The following is a 15,549-nucleotide window of genomic DNA, read 5'->3' as shown; positions in this document are numbered from 1 at the left end:
TGTCGGCAACACGCTGTAGTGACATGTCGACATCTGAGACGCGAATAAGCCCTGCAAACAAGGGGTCTGACGGTCTTTCGGCCCTCAACTACCGGGAACGGCCCTGATGAGCGATTCCCTCGCTCCGGTGACCTCTCGCTCCTGTTTGCGGTTACGCGTCGATCCTGTTCGCAGACCGCAACCGTTGGAAGCTACGCGCGAGTAGCCGCGAGACATGCATCTGCGAGACGCCGAGTTCCGCGCTGATCTGAGACTGCGTGAGATTGCTGTAGTACCGCAGCAGCAGAATCCGCTGCTCTCTTTCGGGCAGTTGTACGAGCAGATGCCGTACGAGATCCCGGTGCTCCACACCGTCCAGCGCGGGATCCTCGTAGCCGAGCCGGTCCAGCAGCCCCGGCAGCCCGTCGCCCTCCTGCGCGGCCTCCAGCGAGGTCGCGTGATACGACCGCCCGGCCTCGATGCAGGACAGCACCTCGTCCTCGGTGATGCGCAGCCGCTCGGCGATCTCCGAGGTCGTCGGCGTGCGCCCGAAGGAGGTGGTCAGGTCCTCGGTCGCGCTGTTGACCTGCACCCACAGCTCGTGCAGCCGGCGCGGTACGTGGACCGTACGGACGTTGTCGCGGAAGTACCGCTTGATCTCGCCGACGACCGTCGGCATCGCGAACGTCGGGAACTGCACGCCCCGGTCCGGGTCGAAGCGGTCGATGGCGTTGATGAGCCCGATGGTGCCGACCTGGACGACGTCCTCCATCGGCTCGTTGCGGGAGCGGAAGCGGGCGGCCGCGTAGCGCACGAGCGGGAGGTTGGCCTCGATGAGCGCCCCGCGCACCCGGTCGTGCTCCGGCGTGCCCGGCTGTAGCTCCTTGAGCTGACCGAAGAGGACCTGCGTGAGGGCGCGGGTGTCGGCGCCACGGCTCCGCTGGGGGGTGGCTTCAGGGGTGGCTTCAGGTGAGGCTTCCGAGGAGGGTGCCTGAGGCGCAGTACTGGCCAGCACGGTCAACTCCACCTCGTCATCCGTCAACCCGTCCGTCAACCGCTCCATCAAAAGCGGTCATAGCATCACAACACATGCGCACTGTGTGCAAGCACCCCATAACTACGTGTTGAGGGATGAATTACCGCGTATACGCGATCGAGCAACGGAAGAGCCCCCCGTCGAAGCGACGGGGGGCTCGAAGTCGTTCGGGTCGCGGGCGTCAGAACTCGTAGTCCGCGATCACCCACGTGGCGAACTCGCGCCACAGCGCGACACCCGCCTGGTGGTCGGGATGCTCCACGTACCGGCGCAGCGCGTCCGCGTCGTCGAAGGCCGAGTTGATGGCGAAGTCGTGGGCGATGGGGCGGTCGCTGACGTTCCAGCCGAGCTCCCAGAAGCGGATCTCGGGGATCGCGCCGTCGAGCGGGCGGAAGGCCTCGACGCCCTTCACGACGCGCGGGTCGTCGCGCTCGACGCCCTCGTTGAGCTTGAAGAGGACCAGGTGGCGGATCATCACTTTCCTCCGTTGGCGACCCAGGTGGCGAAGTCGCCGAGGGCACTGGCGGCGTCCGATACGCCCTGGAAACCTATCAGGACGAAGTCGGCGGCCTTCTGTGGATCCGTGATGATCACGTACAGCCCGAAAACCACGACGACGTAGACGGCGACCTTCTTCGCGTTCACCGCCATCGCGGCCTCCCCTGTCACTGGTGTCCCGTGCAGCGCACATGATCGCACGAAGGGCCCCGTCATCAGACGGGGCCCTTCTCAAGCGGTAGCGGAGGGATTTGAACCCTCGGTGACTTGCGCCACACTCGCTTTCGAGGCGAGCTCCTTCGGCCGCTCGGACACGCTACCGAGGGAGACCTTACAGCAAGGGTCGGCGTGCTCCGAAATCGGTATTCAGCGGTCCCGGAAGAAGTCGCTCAGCAGCTGGGCGCACTCCCCGGCGAGCACGCCCTCGATCACCTCGGGCCGGTGGTTGAGCCGCCGGTCGCGGACCAGATCCCAGAGGGAACCGGCCGCGCCGGCCTTCTCGTCACGGGCGCCGTAGACGAGACGGTCGACGCGGGACTGCTGGATGGCGCCCGCGCACATCGTGCAGGGCTCCAGCGTCACCACGAGGGTGCAGCCGGTGAGCCGCCACCGGCCGAGTTCGGCGGCGGCGCGGCGGATGGCGAGGACCTCCGCGTGGGCCGTCGGGTCGCCGCCGGCCTCGCGTTCGTTGTGCCCGGCCGCGAGCACGGTCGCGCCGTCCGGGGCCAGTACGACGGCGCCGACGGGGACGTCCCCGCCCCGGACGGCCTCGGCGGCCTCGTCCAGGGCGAGTCGCATCGCGGGCCGCCAGGGGTCACGTACCGGATCCGGCGGTCCAGGGCCGACGGGACCGGTCAGCGGACGGCCTCCAGGGTCTCCGAGGCGCCCAGGGACTCGGCGATCTCGGTGACGGCCTCCGTCGACATCAGGCGCAGCTCCTTCTCGCTGACGCCGAGGTCGTCGAGGATCTGGGGGTCGCCGACCGGGCCGTGCGGCACGGCGTCCGCCGCTCCGGTGGCCCCGTCGCCGCCGTCGGCCTCGTCCTCGTCGGGTTCACCGTCCTCGGTGCCGTCGAGGTCGAGGGCGTCGAGGTCGTCCCCGTCGTCCGGGTCTCGGCCGAGCAGTTCGTCGGTGAGCAGGATCTCGCCGTAGCTGCTGCGGGCAGCGGCGGCGGCGTCCGAGACGTAGATACGAGGGTCGTCCTCGCCGTCCACGCGGACGACGCCGAACCAGGCGTCCTCCTGCTCGATCAGCACGAGCACCGTGTCCTCGTCGGGGGAGGATTCACGGGCCAGGTCGGCCAGATCCGACAGGGTTTCCACATCGTCGAGCTCTGTGTCGCTCGCTTTCCACCCGTCTTCGGTGCGCGCGAGCAGTGCGGCGAAGTACACCGTGACTCTCCCACTGGTCAGAGGCGTGCCGGTTGGAGGTCCCCCCGGCGGAGGTTGAGGGCGGGGAGTGCTCGTCCGAGCCCCGCCCACTCGGAATCGTGGCAGAAACAAGGCGTTCAGGGGACGTCTTCGGCACCCTGTGTCCGGCAGTTTTCATCGCACGCTCGTTGCCGCCACCTGCGGATCGTACGCGGCTTTCCCCCACTCCACGCACGGTCACCGCGACAATATCCGCGCGGTTCGTGATCTTCTCCAACGGTTTCCTCACCCGTTTCCTACCGGCGAAAGTCCCACGGTCGGACGCGCGGGCCTCCGGCGGCTGACCCGCCCGGGCCCTACCGCCGGAACGTGTGCCGGTCCTGCCGGTGGAACGCGTGCGCGTTTCGCGGGCGGAGGGGGCTGGGGCTCACTGGATGATCGGCCACGACGGGCCCGTCGGGCTCCTGCGGGCGTGCCCGTGCAGTCCCTACGGCGGGCCCCTCCGTGTGCCACCGGCGAACGCCGACCCGGACGGGGTCCGGCGGCACCGCCGGACCCGTCCGGGTCCCACGGTCGGACGGCGTGCGGCGGGGCCCGCCGGTGGGGGCGGGTACGTGGGGCGGTGTTACCAGCGGAACGTGCGCATGCGCATGGCGTGTCGCAGGCGGGCCGTCTTGGCGCGGCGGGGCTGGACTCGGTCGCGCAGTTCGCGGGCCTCGGCGAGGTCGCGCAGGAAGCGGGCGCGGCGTCGGCGGCGCTCGGCGGAGGACACGTCCGGCTCGGTCGTCCGGTCGGCCGCCGGGTCCGCCCCGGGCCATGCGCGCGGCGACAGATCTTCTCGGAAATCCCGGTCGGGCATCTGGCTCATCACCCCAGTTCGTCCTTCCCCGCCTTCCCCCGGACGGGCGATTGACGCCGACAACGCCGTGCGACCCGGCTCACCCGGCCCGGCTACTGTTGTGGACATGCGTCTCCACGTCGTCGACCACCCACTGGTCGCCCACAAGCTCACCACGCTGCGCGACCAGCGCACCGACTCCGCGACCTTCCGCCGTCTCTCCGACGAGCTGGTCACCCTGCTCGCCTACGAGGCCACGCGCGACGTGCGCACCGAGCAGGTCGACATCCGGACGCCGGTGGCCACGACCACGGGCGTCAAGCTCTCCCACCCCCGCCCCCTGGTCGTGCCGATCCTGCGGGCCGGGCTCGGCATGCTGGACGGCATGGTCCGGCTGCTGCCGACCGCCGAGGTCGGCTTCCTCGGCATGATCCGCAACGAGGAGACGCTCGAGGCCTCCACGTACGCGACGCGGATGCCGGAGGACCTGTCGGGGCGCCAGGTGTACGTACTGGACCCGATGCTCGCCACCGGCGGCACGCTGGTCGCGGCGATCCGGGAGCTGATCAAGCGCGGTGCCGACGATGTGACCGCCGTGGTGCTGCTGGCCGCCCCGGAGGGCGTCGAGATCATGGAGCGCGAGCTGGCCGGCACCCCGGTGACGGTCGTGACCGCCTCGGTCGACGAGCGCCTGAACGAGCACGGCTACATCGTGCCGGGCCTCGGCGACGCGGGCGACCGGATGTACGGCGCGGCGGAGTAAGCACCTCCGAGCCCCTCAGCAGCCCTTCTTCGGCTTGGCAGCCGGCTCGGGCCTGGCCAGCTCGGCCAGGGCCCGGTCGGCCGCGGGCCTCTTCGCCAGTTCCTTGAAGCCGTCGCCGATGACGAGATCGACCACGGCACCCTTACGGGCCGCCTCGGTACGCCGTTCGGCGTCGGGGAGCTGGGTGCCGAGCACGGGCAGCGACGTGCCGAGGGCCGATGCGGGGCCCAGCAGCACGCCGGTTCCCTTGACCTTCTTGTCGTACTGCTTGGTCGCGTTGCCCACGTCGCCGATCTTGAAGCCGCGCTTCTTCAGCTCGTCGGCGGTCTTCTTCGCCAGGCCGCCGCGGGTGGTGGCGTTGAAGACGTTGACCGTGATCGTGCGCGGCTCGGGCAGCGCCTTGGCGGCGGGCGAGGCGCTCGCCTTGGTCCGGGGGGCGCAGTCCGTGCCGTTGCCGGCTGCCGAAGCCTTTCTGCCGCCGCCGGTGAAGACATCGATGAGCTGCAGAGTGCCCCAGCCGCCCACGCCGAGCACGGCGACGGAGGCGACGACCACGACGACAAGCCGCCCGCGCCGCCGGGGTCCCCGCATCCGGGGGTACTTGTTGCCCGTGATGCGGTACTTGCCGCCCATGCCGGGGGGAGTCAGCATGCTCATGAGCGCAGCGTAGTGCGCCTGGGCGACGATGCCTACTAGATGATCATTCGACATCGGCCAGACGGACCAGAAGGACCGGACGGACCATACGGATTGGACGGGTCCGAAGGGGCCGACCCGTCACCGGCGGGGGTCAGTCCAGTTCGAGCACGCGCGCGTGCAGCACCTGGCGCTGCTGGAGTGCCGCCCGCACCGCGCGGTGCAGGCCGTCCTCCAGGTACAGATCGCCCTGCCACTTCACGACGTGCGCGAAGAGGTCGCCGTAGAACGTCGAGTCCTCGGCGAGGAGGGTCTCCAGGTCCAGCTGCCCCTTGGTCGTCACGAGCTGATCGAGGCGGACCGGGCGCGGCGCGACGTCCGCCCACTGCCGGGTGCTTTCCCGGCCGTGGTCGGGGTACGGCCGGCCGTTTCCGATGCGCTTGAAGATCACACGGAAAGCCTACCGGGCAAGACGTTCCGGGCGCAGCCATGGCGCCGTAGTGCGACGCTGAAAAAAACCCCACAAGGCGGTACGAAACGGGAACAGGGGCGTGAATATGCCGGACCGCGAGACCATGCCGTCGGCCCCGGCTCCGGAAGTGTCGGAGCGCGCCGCCGCCCTCCCCCAGGAGGCCCTGAAGATCGCCTCCGGCTACGCCTTCTCCGGACCCGCACTGCAGCTGGGCGCCCTGCTGTGGGACGGGGCGTGTCTGCCGGACGCGCAGATCCGGGTGCCGTTGGCGATGCTCAACCGCCACGGCCTGGTCGCGGGCGCCACCGGCACCGGCAAGACCAAGACGCTCCAGCTGATCGCCGAGCAGCTGTCCGCCCAGGGGGTGCCCGTCTTCCTGGCCGACATCAAGGGCGACCTCTCCGGGATCGCGGCGCCGGGCCGCCCGGACGCCCGGGTCGAGGGCCGGGCCAAGGACGTCCACCAGCAGTGGAAGGCGACGGGGTTCCCGGCCGAGTACTACGCCCTCGGCGGCATCGGGCGCGGTGTCCCCGTCCGGGCCACGGTCACCGGCTTCGGCCCGGTGCTGCTGTCCAAGGTGCTGCGGCTGAACCGGACGCAGGAGCAGTCCCTCGCCCTGATCTTCCACTACGCCGACGGCAAGGGCCTGGAGCTGATCGACCTCAAGGACCTCAGGGCGGTCGTGACCTTCCTGACCTCGGACGAGGGCCGCCAGGAGCTGAAGACGGTCGGCGGTTTGTCGGCCGCCACGGCCGGGGTGATCCTGCGGTCCCTGACGGCCTTCGAGGCGCAGGGCGCGTCCGGCTTCTTCGGGGAGCCGGAGTTCGACACGGCCGAGTTGCTCCGGACGGGTGAGGACGGGCGCGGCATCGTCTCCGTCCTGGAGCTGAACGCCGTACAGGACCGGCCGCAGTTGTTCTCGACCTTCCTGATGTGGTTGCTGGCCGACCTCTTCCACGACCTGCCCGAGCTCGGCGACGCCGACAAGCCCCGGCTGGTCTTCTTCCTCGACGAGGCGCATCTGCTCTTCGACGACGCCTCCGAGGCGTTCCTGGAGTCGATCACGCAGACCGTGCGTCTGATTCGCTCGAAAGGGGTCGGCGTCTTCTTCGTGACGCAGACCCCGAAGGACGTACCCGCCGATGTCCTCGCGCAGCTCGGCAACCGCGTCCAGCACGCGTTGCGTGCCTTCACCCCCGACGACCAGAAGGCCCTGAACGCCACGGTGAAGACCTTCCCGAAGTCGCCCTACGACCTCGAAGAGGTGCTGACCGGCCTGGGGACGGGCGAGGCGGTGGTGACCGTGCTGAGCGAGAAGGGCGCCCCGACGCCGGTCGCCGCGACCCGGCTGCGGGCGCCCGAGTCCCTGATGGGCCCGGTCGGGCAGGAGGCACTGGACCGGGCGGTGGAGCGGTCGCCGCTGTACGAGCGGTACGCCCGGGCCGTGGACCGGGAGTCGGCGTACGAACGGCTGACGGACGACCGGCGCGGCCGTGGGGCGAAGGGGCCGGACGAGATGCGGGACGCCACCGCTCCGGTGGAGGAACGTGCGGAGGAACGGCCGTCCGCCGTGGAGCAGGTGGTCGGCAGCGGGGTGTTCAAGTCCCTGGCCCGGTCGGTCGGGACGCAGATCGGGCGGGAGATCACGCGGTCGCTGTTCGGGACGGCTCGGCGTTCGGGGCGGCGGAGGCGCTAGCTCGGCGTTCGCCCGCCTCCGCCTCCGCCTCCGCCTCCGCCTCCGCCGCCCCGGGCCGGTCAGTCGCGTTCGTGTTCCTTCGGAGGCCGCTGTGGCTCCCGGGAGTCCGGCTTGGGCCGGGGCGGCTTGGGAGCGTTGCGGACGGCCTCCGCGCGCAGCAGGGCGCGCAGGACCGCGTACGGGTCTTGAAGCATGGCTGTTCCTCGTCGTTCCTCGTGGTTCCTGTTCCGTGCGGGGCTGGGGGACCGGTGGCCGGTCCGGTCAGCAGCGCAGGACTTCGGAGCGGAGGGGGCGAGGGTCGGGCGTCGGGCTCGGCGGCACGGGCAGGGGGCGCTGTGCGGTGTACGCGGGCCCGGGGGCCGGGAGTGGGGCGGGGCGCAGCGGGACGGCGGTGCGGCGGGTGCCCCGGGCAGGCGGGCGCAGGGCGGTGTCGAGGACATCGCACTCGACGGCCGTGCCTTCCCCGGAGACGGTGGCCGTCGGCCCCGTGTACGCCTCGGCGTGCGCGCCCGGCAGGAGCAGGGCGAGCAGCAGGACGAGCACCCGCGGCCACGCCTTCCGGCGGGTGCAGCGGGGGACCGGCTGCGGTGCGGCGGGGGTCACGGGAGGTCGTTCCCCGTCGCGGGTGGGGTGTGACCGTGAGGCATGATCCATCCTCGGCCCGGGCCGGAGGGGCCCGCCACCTGGGGTGGGCCGGGAGGCTGACGCCTGCGTGTCGGGGTGGGCTGGAAGGTTGGGGCCTGGGTGTTGGGGTGGGCCGGGGTCTGGCGCCTGTCACTCGGGGTGGGCCGCGAGGTTGAGGCCTGCTTGCCGAGGGGGGGCCGGGAGGCTGATGCCTGCTTGCCGGGGTGGGCCGGGAGCCTGGCGCCTGCCTGTCGGGGCGTGCCGGGAAGTTGGGGCCTGCTTGCCGGGGCGGGCCGGGGCCTGACGTCTGCCACTCGGGACGAGCCGGGAGGTTGACGCCTGAGTGTTGGGGCGGCCTGGGGCCTGACGTCTGCCGCCCGGGATGGGCCAGGAGGCCGACGCCTGCCTGCCGGGACGAGCCAGGAGGCCGACGCCTGCCTGTCGGGGCGAGCCAGGAGGTTGAGGCCTGGGTGTTGGCCGGGGGCCTGACGTCTGGCGCCCGGGATGGGCCGGGAGGCTGGCGCCTGCTTGTCGAGGCGGCCGGGAGGCTGATGCCTGCCTGGCAGGGCGGGCGTGGCGGCTGCCACCCAGGGCGGCCCGGGAGGCGGCCGGTGGGCTGCTACTGGCCCGCGGCCTTCGCCGCCTTGGCCGCTGCCTTCATCTCCTGCTTGTGTGCCCGTACCTTGACCAGCGACTCGGGGCCGGTGATGTCGGCGACGGAACGGAAGGACTGCGGCTCGCCGTACGCGCCCGCGGCCTCCCGCCACCCGTCCGGCCGCACCCCGAGCTGCTTGCCGAGCAGGGCGAGGAAGATCTGGGCCTTCTGCTTGCCGAAGCCCGGCAGCCCGGCCAGCCGCTTGAGCAGCTCCTTGCCGGTGCCGACGTCCTTCCAGACGGCCTCGGCGTCACCGTCGTAGTGCTCGACGAGGTACTGGCAGAGCTGCTGGATCCGCTTGGCCATGGAGCCCGGGTAGCGGTGCACCGCCGGCTTCTGCGAGAGCAGCGCCGCGAAGGCCTCGGGTTCGTGCGCCGCGATCTCGTGCGCGTCCAGGTCGTCCGTGCCGAGCCGCTGGGCGATCGTCGCCGGACCCTTGAACGCCCACTCCATCGGAACCTGCTGGTCCAGCAGCATCCCGACCAGTGCGGCGAGCGGACTGCGGCCGAGCAACGCGTCGGCCTCGGGGTCCTGGGCGAGGTGAAGGGTGACGTCCATGCCCCGATCATCCCCCGGTCCGGGCCCGGCCGCGTCCCCAGCCCGCTAGGACGGGCGCCAGTACCCCAGCGCGTGCACCCGCTGCTTGGGCAGGCCCAGTTCCTTGCGTACGTACGCCGCCAGGGCCCGGGTCGTCGCCGTGTCGCAGGCGATCCAGACGTACGGGTCGGAGGTGCCCTGGAGCAGCCCGGGCAGGTCCGTCTTCACCCGGTCGACGAGCTGGGCGCCGGAGTCCTGGCGCGGTACATGGCGCAGCTCGTGCCGGGCCGGGTCGGTACGGAACGGCAGGTCCTCGCCGCCGCCCTCGAACCAGACGGTGGCCGGGGCGGAACCCAGTGCGTCCAGCAGGGAGTTGATGGCCGGCAGCGAGGCCGGGTCGCCGACGGCGAAGACGTGCGAGGGCGCCGGGCTCGGGTGTTCGAAGCCGGTGCCCTGGACGGTCGCCTCGACCGTGTCGCCCGGCTCGGCCGTCCTGGCCCAGTCGCTGGCGCACCCCTCGTGCAGGGCGAACTCCAGGCTGAAGGTGCCGGCCTCCGGGTCCGGGTCGACCAGGGTGTAGGCCCGCTGGTGGGGCTTGCCCGCGTTGTCGAACCACAGCCGGACCCACATGGTCGGATGGACACCGGTCGCCGCCAGCAGACCGCCGTCGGTGAAGGAGAGCCGCCGGTAGTCCGGGGTGACGTCCCGCGCGCCGGTCACCGTGAACACGAAATCCTTCGCGCGCAGCAGCTTGAGGACCGCGCCTTCCCAACCCCGCCCCTGCCCCATCGCTTCTTCACCCTTCACGTACTATTCCGCCACGATCAACTTAGGCAAGCCTAACCTAAAGAGCTGAGGGAGCACAGCGTGGCCACCGAGATCTACCGTGATGCCTGGGGCATTCCGCATCTGCGCGCCGGCAGCGCGGCCGAACTCGCCCACGCGCAGGGCCGCGTCACCGCACGCGACCGCGCCTGGCAGCTGGAGGTCGAGCGGCACCGGGCCCAGGGCACCTCGGCGTCCTTCCTCGGCGAGAGCGCCCTGGCCTGGGACCGGTTCGCCAGACGGGCCAGACTCGACGACACGGCCAGACGCTGCTTCGAGGAGCTGGAGAGACAGGACCCGGAGACGGCCCGGTGGGTGCGGGCGTACGTCGACGGGGTCAACGCGGGGCTGCCGGAGGGAGCCGGGTCCGCCCCCGAGTTCGCCCGCACCGGCCTCACCCCCGGCCCCTGGCACCCCTGGACCCCGCTCGGCGTCTGGCTCGCCACCCACATCCTCTTCGCCGGGTTCCCTGCCAAGCTCTGGCGCGAGCAGGCCCTCTCCCACCTGGACGAGGACGCCATCGGCCTGTTCGCCACCGACGGCCCCGGCACCTCCGGCTCCAACGGCTGGCTGGTGAGCGGGGAGCGGACCGTCACCGGGCAGGCGGTCATCGCCGGCGACCCCCACCGCTGGATCGAGGACCCGGGCGTCTACCAGCAGATCCACCTGTCCTGCCCCGAGTTCGACGTCGTCGGCCTCGCCGTCCCCGGTGTCCCCGGCATCGCCCACTTCGGACACACCGGCTCCGTCGCCTGGGCGATCACCAACGCCATGTCCGACTACCAGGACCTCTACCGGGAGCGGCTCCGGCGCACCGGGGCCGGGGTGGAGGCCCTCGGCCCGGACGGGGTCTGGCACCGGGCCGCCCGGCACACGGAGACCATCGAGGTGGCGGGCGAGGAGCCGGTCGAGGTCGAGGTGATCGAGACCGACCGCGGCCCGGTGGTCATCGGGGGGCCCGACGGGATCGACGGCGATCCCGCGGACTCGCCGTACGAGGGCGGGCCGGTGGGTTCGGCGGCGCCGGGCGACCCGGCAGGCCCGCCGCGGCCGGGCGGTGGCTCGCCGGGCTCGGTGAGTACGGCGGGTACGGCTGCCCCGGTGGACCCGGCTGTCCCGGTGGACCCGGTGAACCCGGCGTATCCAGGCGGCCCCGCCGATCCTGCTGAGCCCGCCGATCCTGCTGAGCCCGCTGAGCCCGCCGAGCCCGCCGGCCCTGCCGATCCCGCCGACCCCGCCGACCCTGCCAATCCCACCGCCCCCGTCAGCCCGCCCGTGGCGATCAGCCTGCGCTACCCGCCCCGCGTCACCGGCGACCTCGGCTTCGGTGCCCTGCTGCCGCTGCTGCGGGCCCGCCGCGTCGCCGACGTCGACCAGGCCTTCGACCGCTGGGCCGAGCCGGTCAACGTCGTCCAGGCGGCCGACACCGAGGGCGGTGTCCTGCACCGCGTGGCCGGGTGGGTGCCGCTGCGCGCCGAGTCCAACCGCGTACGCCTGGTGCCCGCCTGGGAACCCGGCCACGAGTGGCACGGCCGGCACGAGACGCCCCGCGCCGGGCTCACCGACGGCGTCGCCGTCATGGCCAACCAGCGCGGCCCTGCCGAATCCCTCGGCGTCGAGTTCGCCCCGCCGCACCGCTCCGGCCGCATCGCCGAGCTGCTCTCCCGCAAGGAGCGCTGGTCCGCCGCCGACATGCCCGCGATCCACACGGACACCCACCTCGCCTCGGCCGGCCCCCTGCTGGACCGCCTCCGAGCCCTCGACGGCCTCACCCCCGAGGCCTCCGCCCTTCGCGACCGCCTCCTCTCCTGGGACCGCCGCATGGACGCCGGCAGCGCCGACGCGGCCCTCTACGCGGCGGTGCGCGGAGCGGTCGTACGACAGCTGGCGGCACACCCGGCCTTCGCCGCGCTCGCCGTACCACCGGCGTACCCGGAGGTGTTCCAGCCCTGGCTGGCCCTGGTCCCGCGCGTCGGCTTCGCCTTCGAACACCTGCTGCGGGCCGAGGACCTGTACGGAATCGACCGCCCGGCGGCCGTCCGAGCGGCGATCGAGGAGGTCGCCGAGCGGCCCCCGGCCGGTGTCTGGGGCGACACCCACCGGCTCACCCCCTGGCGCCCGCTGCACCCCGAGACGCCGTACGACGAACCGGCGCTGTCCGGCGACCACGACTGCGTGCTGTGCACCTCGGGCGTACCCGGCCTCACCGACCGCGCCGCCCGCGGCCCGGCGGCCCGCTACATCTGGGACCTGGCCCGGCGCGACGACAGCCGCTGGGTGGTCCCGCTCGGCGCCTCGGGCGTCCCCGGTTCGCCCCACCACCGCGACCAGCTCTCCCTGTGGCTCGCCGGAGACCTCGTCCCGGTCGTCACCGACTGGACCTCGCTGAAGAAGGAAACCGATGTCTGATCCGTACACCCAGTACGCCCAGTACACCCCGTACGCCTCCCGCACGGCCGTCCACGAGCAGGCGACCGACGGCTTCGGCACCGTCCGCGTCCTGCCGCTGGACCCGGAATCCGACGCCGCAGTGATCCACCGCTGGGTGAACGAGGACCGGGCCGCCTTCTGGGGCATGAACGACCTCACCGAGCGCCAGGTGGCGGAGACCTACGCCCACCTGGACACCCTCCCCACCCACTACGCCTACCTCGTCGTCCGCGACGGCGAGCCGGTCGCCCTCCTCCAGACCTACGAGCCCGAGGCCGACCGCGTCAGCGAGTGCTACGACGTCCGCCCCGGCGACATCGGCGTCCACCTGCTCCTCGCCCCCGCCGGCCCGGGCGGCAAACGCTCCGGCTGGACGGCCCGGCTGGTGGCGTCCATCGCCGGATACGTCCTGCTGGGCCTGGACCGGCGGCGGGTCGTCGTCGACCCGGACGTCCGCAACGAGAAGGCCGTCGCGCGTTTCCTGAAACTGGGTTTCACGGCGGGGCCGGTCGTCGTCCTGCCCGAGATCGACCTGCCCGACGTGTTCCTGCCGGAGAAGAAGGCACAGCTCGCCTTCCTCGACCGGGAAGTACTCTTCCCCGCGTGACGCCCGAGGACCTCATCGCGCACTACGGCCTGGAACCGATCCCCCGTGAGGGCGGACTGTTCCGCCAGACCTGGGCCGGCCCCGAACGCCCCGACGGCCGCCCCGAGGGCACGGCGATCGTCGCGCTCCTGACAGCGGCCGCCTTCTCCGCCCTCCACCGCCTCCCGACCGACGAGGTCTGGCACTACTACCTCGGCGATCCCCTGGAGCTCCTCCTGCTCGCCCCCGACGGGAGCACGCGGACGGTGGTGCTGGGGCCGGATGTCCTCGGCGGCCAGCACGTGCAGTTCACGGTCCCGGCAGGTACGTGGATGGGCGGGAGGTCTCAGGGGGAGTGGACCCTGTTCGGCTGCACGATGGCGCCCGGCTTCACGTTCGAGGGCTATGAACACGGGGATGAGCGGGAGCTGACGGCGCGTTTCCCGACAGAGGCTGATCGGATCGCGGAACTGTCACGTACATAGGGGCGCTGGGCTGTGTCGATTTGCGGCTCCGCCGCGTGGGCGCGAACAAGTCCCACCCGCCCGCGGCCGCCGCACTACACACGCCAACCACCCCGATGAGCGTTACACCCTTCTCATCCGTACGTATCCGGAAGCCGTACAGCCCGACCCCGGAGAACCACGTGGACCCACGGCGGAACGAGGATCGCAATGTCGGACGCCCCCGGCGAATCCAAGCCCTGGTGCTGCTCGGCACCGTGCTGGTCCTGCTCTTCCTCAGCGGAGCCCCCGCCTCGGCCCACGCGGCCCTCCGCACCACCACCCCTGACGATGGATCCGTCGTCAAGCAAGCCCCCCGCAGTGTCACCCTGACCTTCACCGAATCCGTAGGCCTGCTCGACGACTCCTTCCGGGTCTTCGGCCCCGACCAGCGCCGCGTCCACACCGGCGAGGCCACGCACGCGGACGGCCGCTCCAAAACGGCCCGGGTCGGACTGCCCGGGAAGCTCGCCCAGGGCACCTACACGGTGGCCTGGCGGGTGGTGTCCGCCGACAGCCACCCGGTCTCCGGCGCCTTCACCTTCTCCGTCGGCAAACGGTCCGCCACGTCCACGCAGATCGACACCGGCCCGGACGAGGACCCGCTGACCGGCGGCCTCTACGACGCCGCCCGCTACCTCGCCTACCTCGCCGCCGCGCTGCTCGTCGGAGCGGCGGCGTTCGCACTGCTGTGCCGTCCCGCGAACAGGTCCCCGCTGCGGGGGCCGCTGGTCACGGCCTGGTGGACGCTGCTGGGCTCGACGGTCGTCCTGCTCCTGCTGCGCGCCCCGTACGAGGCGGGCTCGGGCCCGGCGGCGGCGTTCGACGCCTCCGCCCTCGGCCGTACCGTGGCGAGCCGCCCGGGCCTGGCCCTGCTCGCCCGGCTGGCCGTTCTCCTGCTGACCGCCGTCTTCCTGGTGTGGCTCTCCAGGCGCCTGGACGGCCGGGACAGCCATGACCGCCATGACAGCCATGACCGCCATGACCACCGGGAGCCGGTGGCGCTGGCTGCGGGCACGGCCCTGGCCGTCGGACTGGGCCTGACCTGGGCGGCGGCCGAGCACGCCTCCGCCGGGATCCAGGTGCCGCTGGCGATGACGTCGTCCGTGCTGCACCTGCTGGCGACCGGGGTCTGGCTGGGCGGCCTCGTGGCACTGCTCCTGACCCTGCGCCGCTCGTCCGGCGAGGACCTGACGGAGGTCGTGCCCCGCTTCTCCCGTATCGCCTTCGCCTCGGTGATGGTCCTGGTCGTCACCGGCGTGTACCAGTCCTGGCGCGGGCTCGGCTCCGTCTCCGCGCTGAGCGGCACGCCGTACGGCCGGCTGCTGCTCGCGAAACTGGTCGCGGTGACCGCGCTGGTGCTGGCGGCCGGGTACTCACGCCGCTGGACGGCCCGTATCGCGGCCCCGGCGACCGCGACGGTGACCGAGACGGCGACCGCCCCTGCGGTGGCCGTACGCGAACGGGTCGCCCAGCCGGTCGGCGCCCCGCCGCCACCGGAGGCGACCGGAAAGCCCGGGACACCGGACGCCGAGGAGCCGGAGCAGCCGGAGACGCCAGAGACACCGGAGCCGCCGGCCCCCGACCCCGGAGACCGGGACGGGATCCGGCGCGGCCTGCGCCGCTCCGTCCTCATCGAGGTCGCCGTCGCCGCCGTGGTGCTGCTGATCACGACCCTGCTCACCACCACGCTGCCGGGCCGCGCCCAGGCCGAGGCCGCGCAGCAGGCCCCGGCAGGCTCGCTGCCGCCCACGACCCTGGTCATGGTGCCCTACGACACGGGCACGGACTCCGTGACCGGCCGCGGCACGGTGCAGGTCACCCTGGACCCGGCCCGCGTCGGCGAGAACGGCGTGCAGGCCGTGGTCTACGGCTCCGACAAGGGCCTGATCCTCGTCCCTGAGGTCCGCATCACCTTCACCCTGCCCTCCCGGAAGGTCGGCCCGATCGACGCCGAACTGAAAGACGTCGGCTACTGGAGCACCAACTCCCTCAACCTGCCCCTCCCCGGGACCTGGACGATGAAGACGACCGTGCGGGTGTCGGACGTCGACCAGGTGACCGTGTCGAAGCAGGTGCGGATCAAGTCCTAGACTCACCA

At 72.2% G+C, this 15,549-nt stretch carries 18 protein-coding genes and 1 tRNA gene; 6 read left to right on the top strand and 13 right to left on the bottom strand.

What is annotated here, in order from left to right; translation table 11 throughout:
• Positions 1-151 precede the first annotated feature (151 nt).
• The 7 genes from ACZ6I3_RS18875 to ACZ6I3_RS18845 all read right to left on the bottom strand — a co-directional run bounded on the left by ACZ6I3_RS18875 (position 152) and on the right by ACZ6I3_RS18845 (position 3,742).
• Positions 152-1,042 carry an RNA polymerase sigma factor SigF gene (locus ACZ6I3_RS18875; RefSeq protein ID WP_469415820.1) on the bottom strand — a complete coding sequence of 297 codons (891 nt, stop codon included), beginning with the start codon at positions 1,040-1,042 and terminating at the stop codon, positions 152-154.
• Positions 1,043-1,196: 154 nt separating this feature from the next.
• On the bottom strand, positions 1,197-1,490 hold the full coding sequence (locus tag ACZ6I3_RS18870; RefSeq protein WP_469415817.1) for a Dabb family protein: 294 nt from the start codon (positions 1,488-1,490) through the stop codon (positions 1,197-1,199).
• Complete coding sequence (locus tag ACZ6I3_RS18865; RefSeq protein ID WP_382833818.1) at positions 1,490-1,666, bottom strand: hypothetical protein; 177 nt, start codon at positions 1,664-1,666, stop codon at positions 1,490-1,492. Before ACZ6I3_RS18865 ends, ACZ6I3_RS18870 begins: the two co-directional genes overlap by 1 nt.
• Positions 1,667-1,749: 83 nt before the next feature.
• Positions 1,750-1,834, bottom strand: a tRNA-Ser gene (locus ACZ6I3_RS18860).
• Between the two features lie 45 nt (positions 1,835-1,879).
• Positions 1,880-2,311 (bottom strand): tRNA adenosine(34) deaminase TadA, encoded by a 432-nt coding sequence (gene tadA, locus ACZ6I3_RS18855; RefSeq protein ID WP_469415816.1) that lies wholly within the window; start codon positions 2,309-2,311, stop codon positions 1,880-1,882.
• 56 nt (positions 2,312-2,367) lie between these two features.
• Positions 2,368-2,904, bottom strand: a complete 537-nt coding sequence (locus ACZ6I3_RS18850; protein WP_469415814.1) for a tRNA adenosine deaminase-associated protein — start codon at positions 2,902-2,904, stop codon at positions 2,368-2,370.
• Positions 2,905-3,508: 604 nt separating this feature from the next.
• Positions 3,509-3,742, bottom strand: coding sequence for a hypothetical protein (locus ACZ6I3_RS18845; RefSeq protein WP_469416027.1), 234 nt, complete (start codon positions 3,740-3,742; stop codon positions 3,509-3,511).
• 106 nt (positions 3,743-3,848) lie between these two features.
• On the opposite strand from ACZ6I3_RS18845, the gene upp reads away from it, so the two are divergent.
• Positions 3,849-4,484: a uracil phosphoribosyltransferase gene (upp, locus tag ACZ6I3_RS18840; protein WP_469415812.1), complete on the top strand. Its 636-nt coding sequence runs from the start codon at positions 3,849-3,851 to the stop codon at positions 4,482-4,484.
• Positions 4,485-4,499: 15 nt separating this feature from the next.
• Here the strand turns inward: upp and ACZ6I3_RS18835 are convergent, their stop codons facing one another.
• Both ACZ6I3_RS18835 and ACZ6I3_RS18830 read right to left on the bottom strand, forming a co-directional pair.
• The gene (locus ACZ6I3_RS18835; protein ID WP_469416025.1) at positions 4,500-5,117 is read right to left on the bottom strand and encodes a LytR C-terminal domain-containing protein; all 618 of its coding nucleotides are present in this window, start codon (positions 5,115-5,117) and stop codon (positions 4,500-4,502) included.
• A gap of 157 nt (positions 5,118-5,274) precedes the next feature.
• Positions 5,275-5,571 (bottom strand): type II toxin-antitoxin system VapB family antitoxin, encoded by a 297-nt coding sequence (locus tag ACZ6I3_RS18830; RefSeq protein WP_003999914.1) that lies wholly within the window; start codon positions 5,569-5,571, stop codon positions 5,275-5,277.
• Between the two features lie 106 nt (positions 5,572-5,677).
• Between ACZ6I3_RS18830 and ACZ6I3_RS18825 the strand changes: the two genes are divergently transcribed.
• Complete coding sequence (locus ACZ6I3_RS18825) at positions 5,678-7,288, top strand: helicase HerA-like domain-containing protein (RefSeq protein WP_469415810.1); 1,611 nt, start codon at positions 5,678-5,680, stop codon at positions 7,286-7,288.
• 59 nt (positions 7,289-7,347) lie between these two features.
• Here ACZ6I3_RS18825 and ACZ6I3_RS18820 read toward each other — a convergent pair whose 3' ends face one another.
• The 4 genes from ACZ6I3_RS18820 to ACZ6I3_RS18805 form a co-directional block, all read right to left on the bottom strand.
• A complete protein-coding gene (locus tag ACZ6I3_RS18820; RefSeq protein ID WP_469415809.1) occupies positions 7,348-7,482 on the bottom strand; it encodes a hypothetical protein in 135 nt (44 codons plus the stop codon).
• A gap of 67 nt (positions 7,483-7,549) precedes the next feature.
• The gene (locus tag ACZ6I3_RS18815) at positions 7,550-7,891 is read right to left on the bottom strand and encodes a hypothetical protein (protein WP_469415808.1); all 342 of its coding nucleotides are present in this window, start codon (positions 7,889-7,891) and stop codon (positions 7,550-7,552) included.
• A 640-nt stretch (positions 7,892-8,531) separates the two neighbouring features.
• On the bottom strand, positions 8,532-9,125 hold the full coding sequence (locus ACZ6I3_RS18810; RefSeq protein WP_468196765.1) for an HhH-GPD-type base excision DNA repair protein: 594 nt from the start codon (positions 9,123-9,125) through the stop codon (positions 8,532-8,534).
• A gap of 45 nt (positions 9,126-9,170) precedes the next feature.
• Positions 9,171-9,893: a siderophore-interacting protein gene (locus ACZ6I3_RS18805; protein ID WP_469416023.1), complete on the bottom strand. Its 723-nt coding sequence runs from the start codon at positions 9,891-9,893 to the stop codon at positions 9,171-9,173.
• Between the two features lie 78 nt (positions 9,894-9,971).
• Here ACZ6I3_RS18805 and ACZ6I3_RS18800 point away from each other — a divergent pair, with 78 nt between their 5' ends.
• From ACZ6I3_RS18800 to ACZ6I3_RS18785, 4 genes are all read left to right on the top strand, one after another.
• Positions 9,972-12,338, top strand: coding sequence for a penicillin acylase family protein (locus tag ACZ6I3_RS18800; protein WP_469415806.1), 2,367 nt, complete (start codon positions 9,972-9,974; stop codon positions 12,336-12,338).
• The gene (locus ACZ6I3_RS18795) at positions 12,331-12,966 is read left to right on the top strand and encodes a GNAT family N-acetyltransferase (RefSeq protein ID WP_469415805.1); all 636 of its coding nucleotides are present in this window, start codon (positions 12,331-12,333) and stop codon (positions 12,964-12,966) included. Before ACZ6I3_RS18800 ends, ACZ6I3_RS18795 begins: the two co-directional genes overlap by 8 nt.
• Positions 12,963-13,430 carry a cupin domain-containing protein gene (locus ACZ6I3_RS18790; protein WP_469415803.1) on the top strand — a complete coding sequence of 156 codons (468 nt, stop codon included), beginning with the start codon at positions 12,963-12,965 and terminating at the stop codon, positions 13,428-13,430. Before ACZ6I3_RS18795 ends, ACZ6I3_RS18790 begins: the two co-directional genes overlap by 4 nt.
• A gap of 221 nt (positions 13,431-13,651) precedes the next feature.
• Positions 13,652-15,541 (top strand): copper resistance CopC/CopD family protein, encoded by a 1,890-nt coding sequence (locus ACZ6I3_RS18785; RefSeq protein WP_469415801.1) that lies wholly within the window; start codon positions 13,652-13,654, stop codon positions 15,539-15,541.
• Positions 15,542-15,549: the final 8 nt, after the last annotated feature.

The sequence above is a fragment of the Streptomyces sp. NPDC041940 genome (genome assembly GCF_055589465.1).
This window is presented reverse-complemented; position numbering and strand designations above follow the sequence as displayed.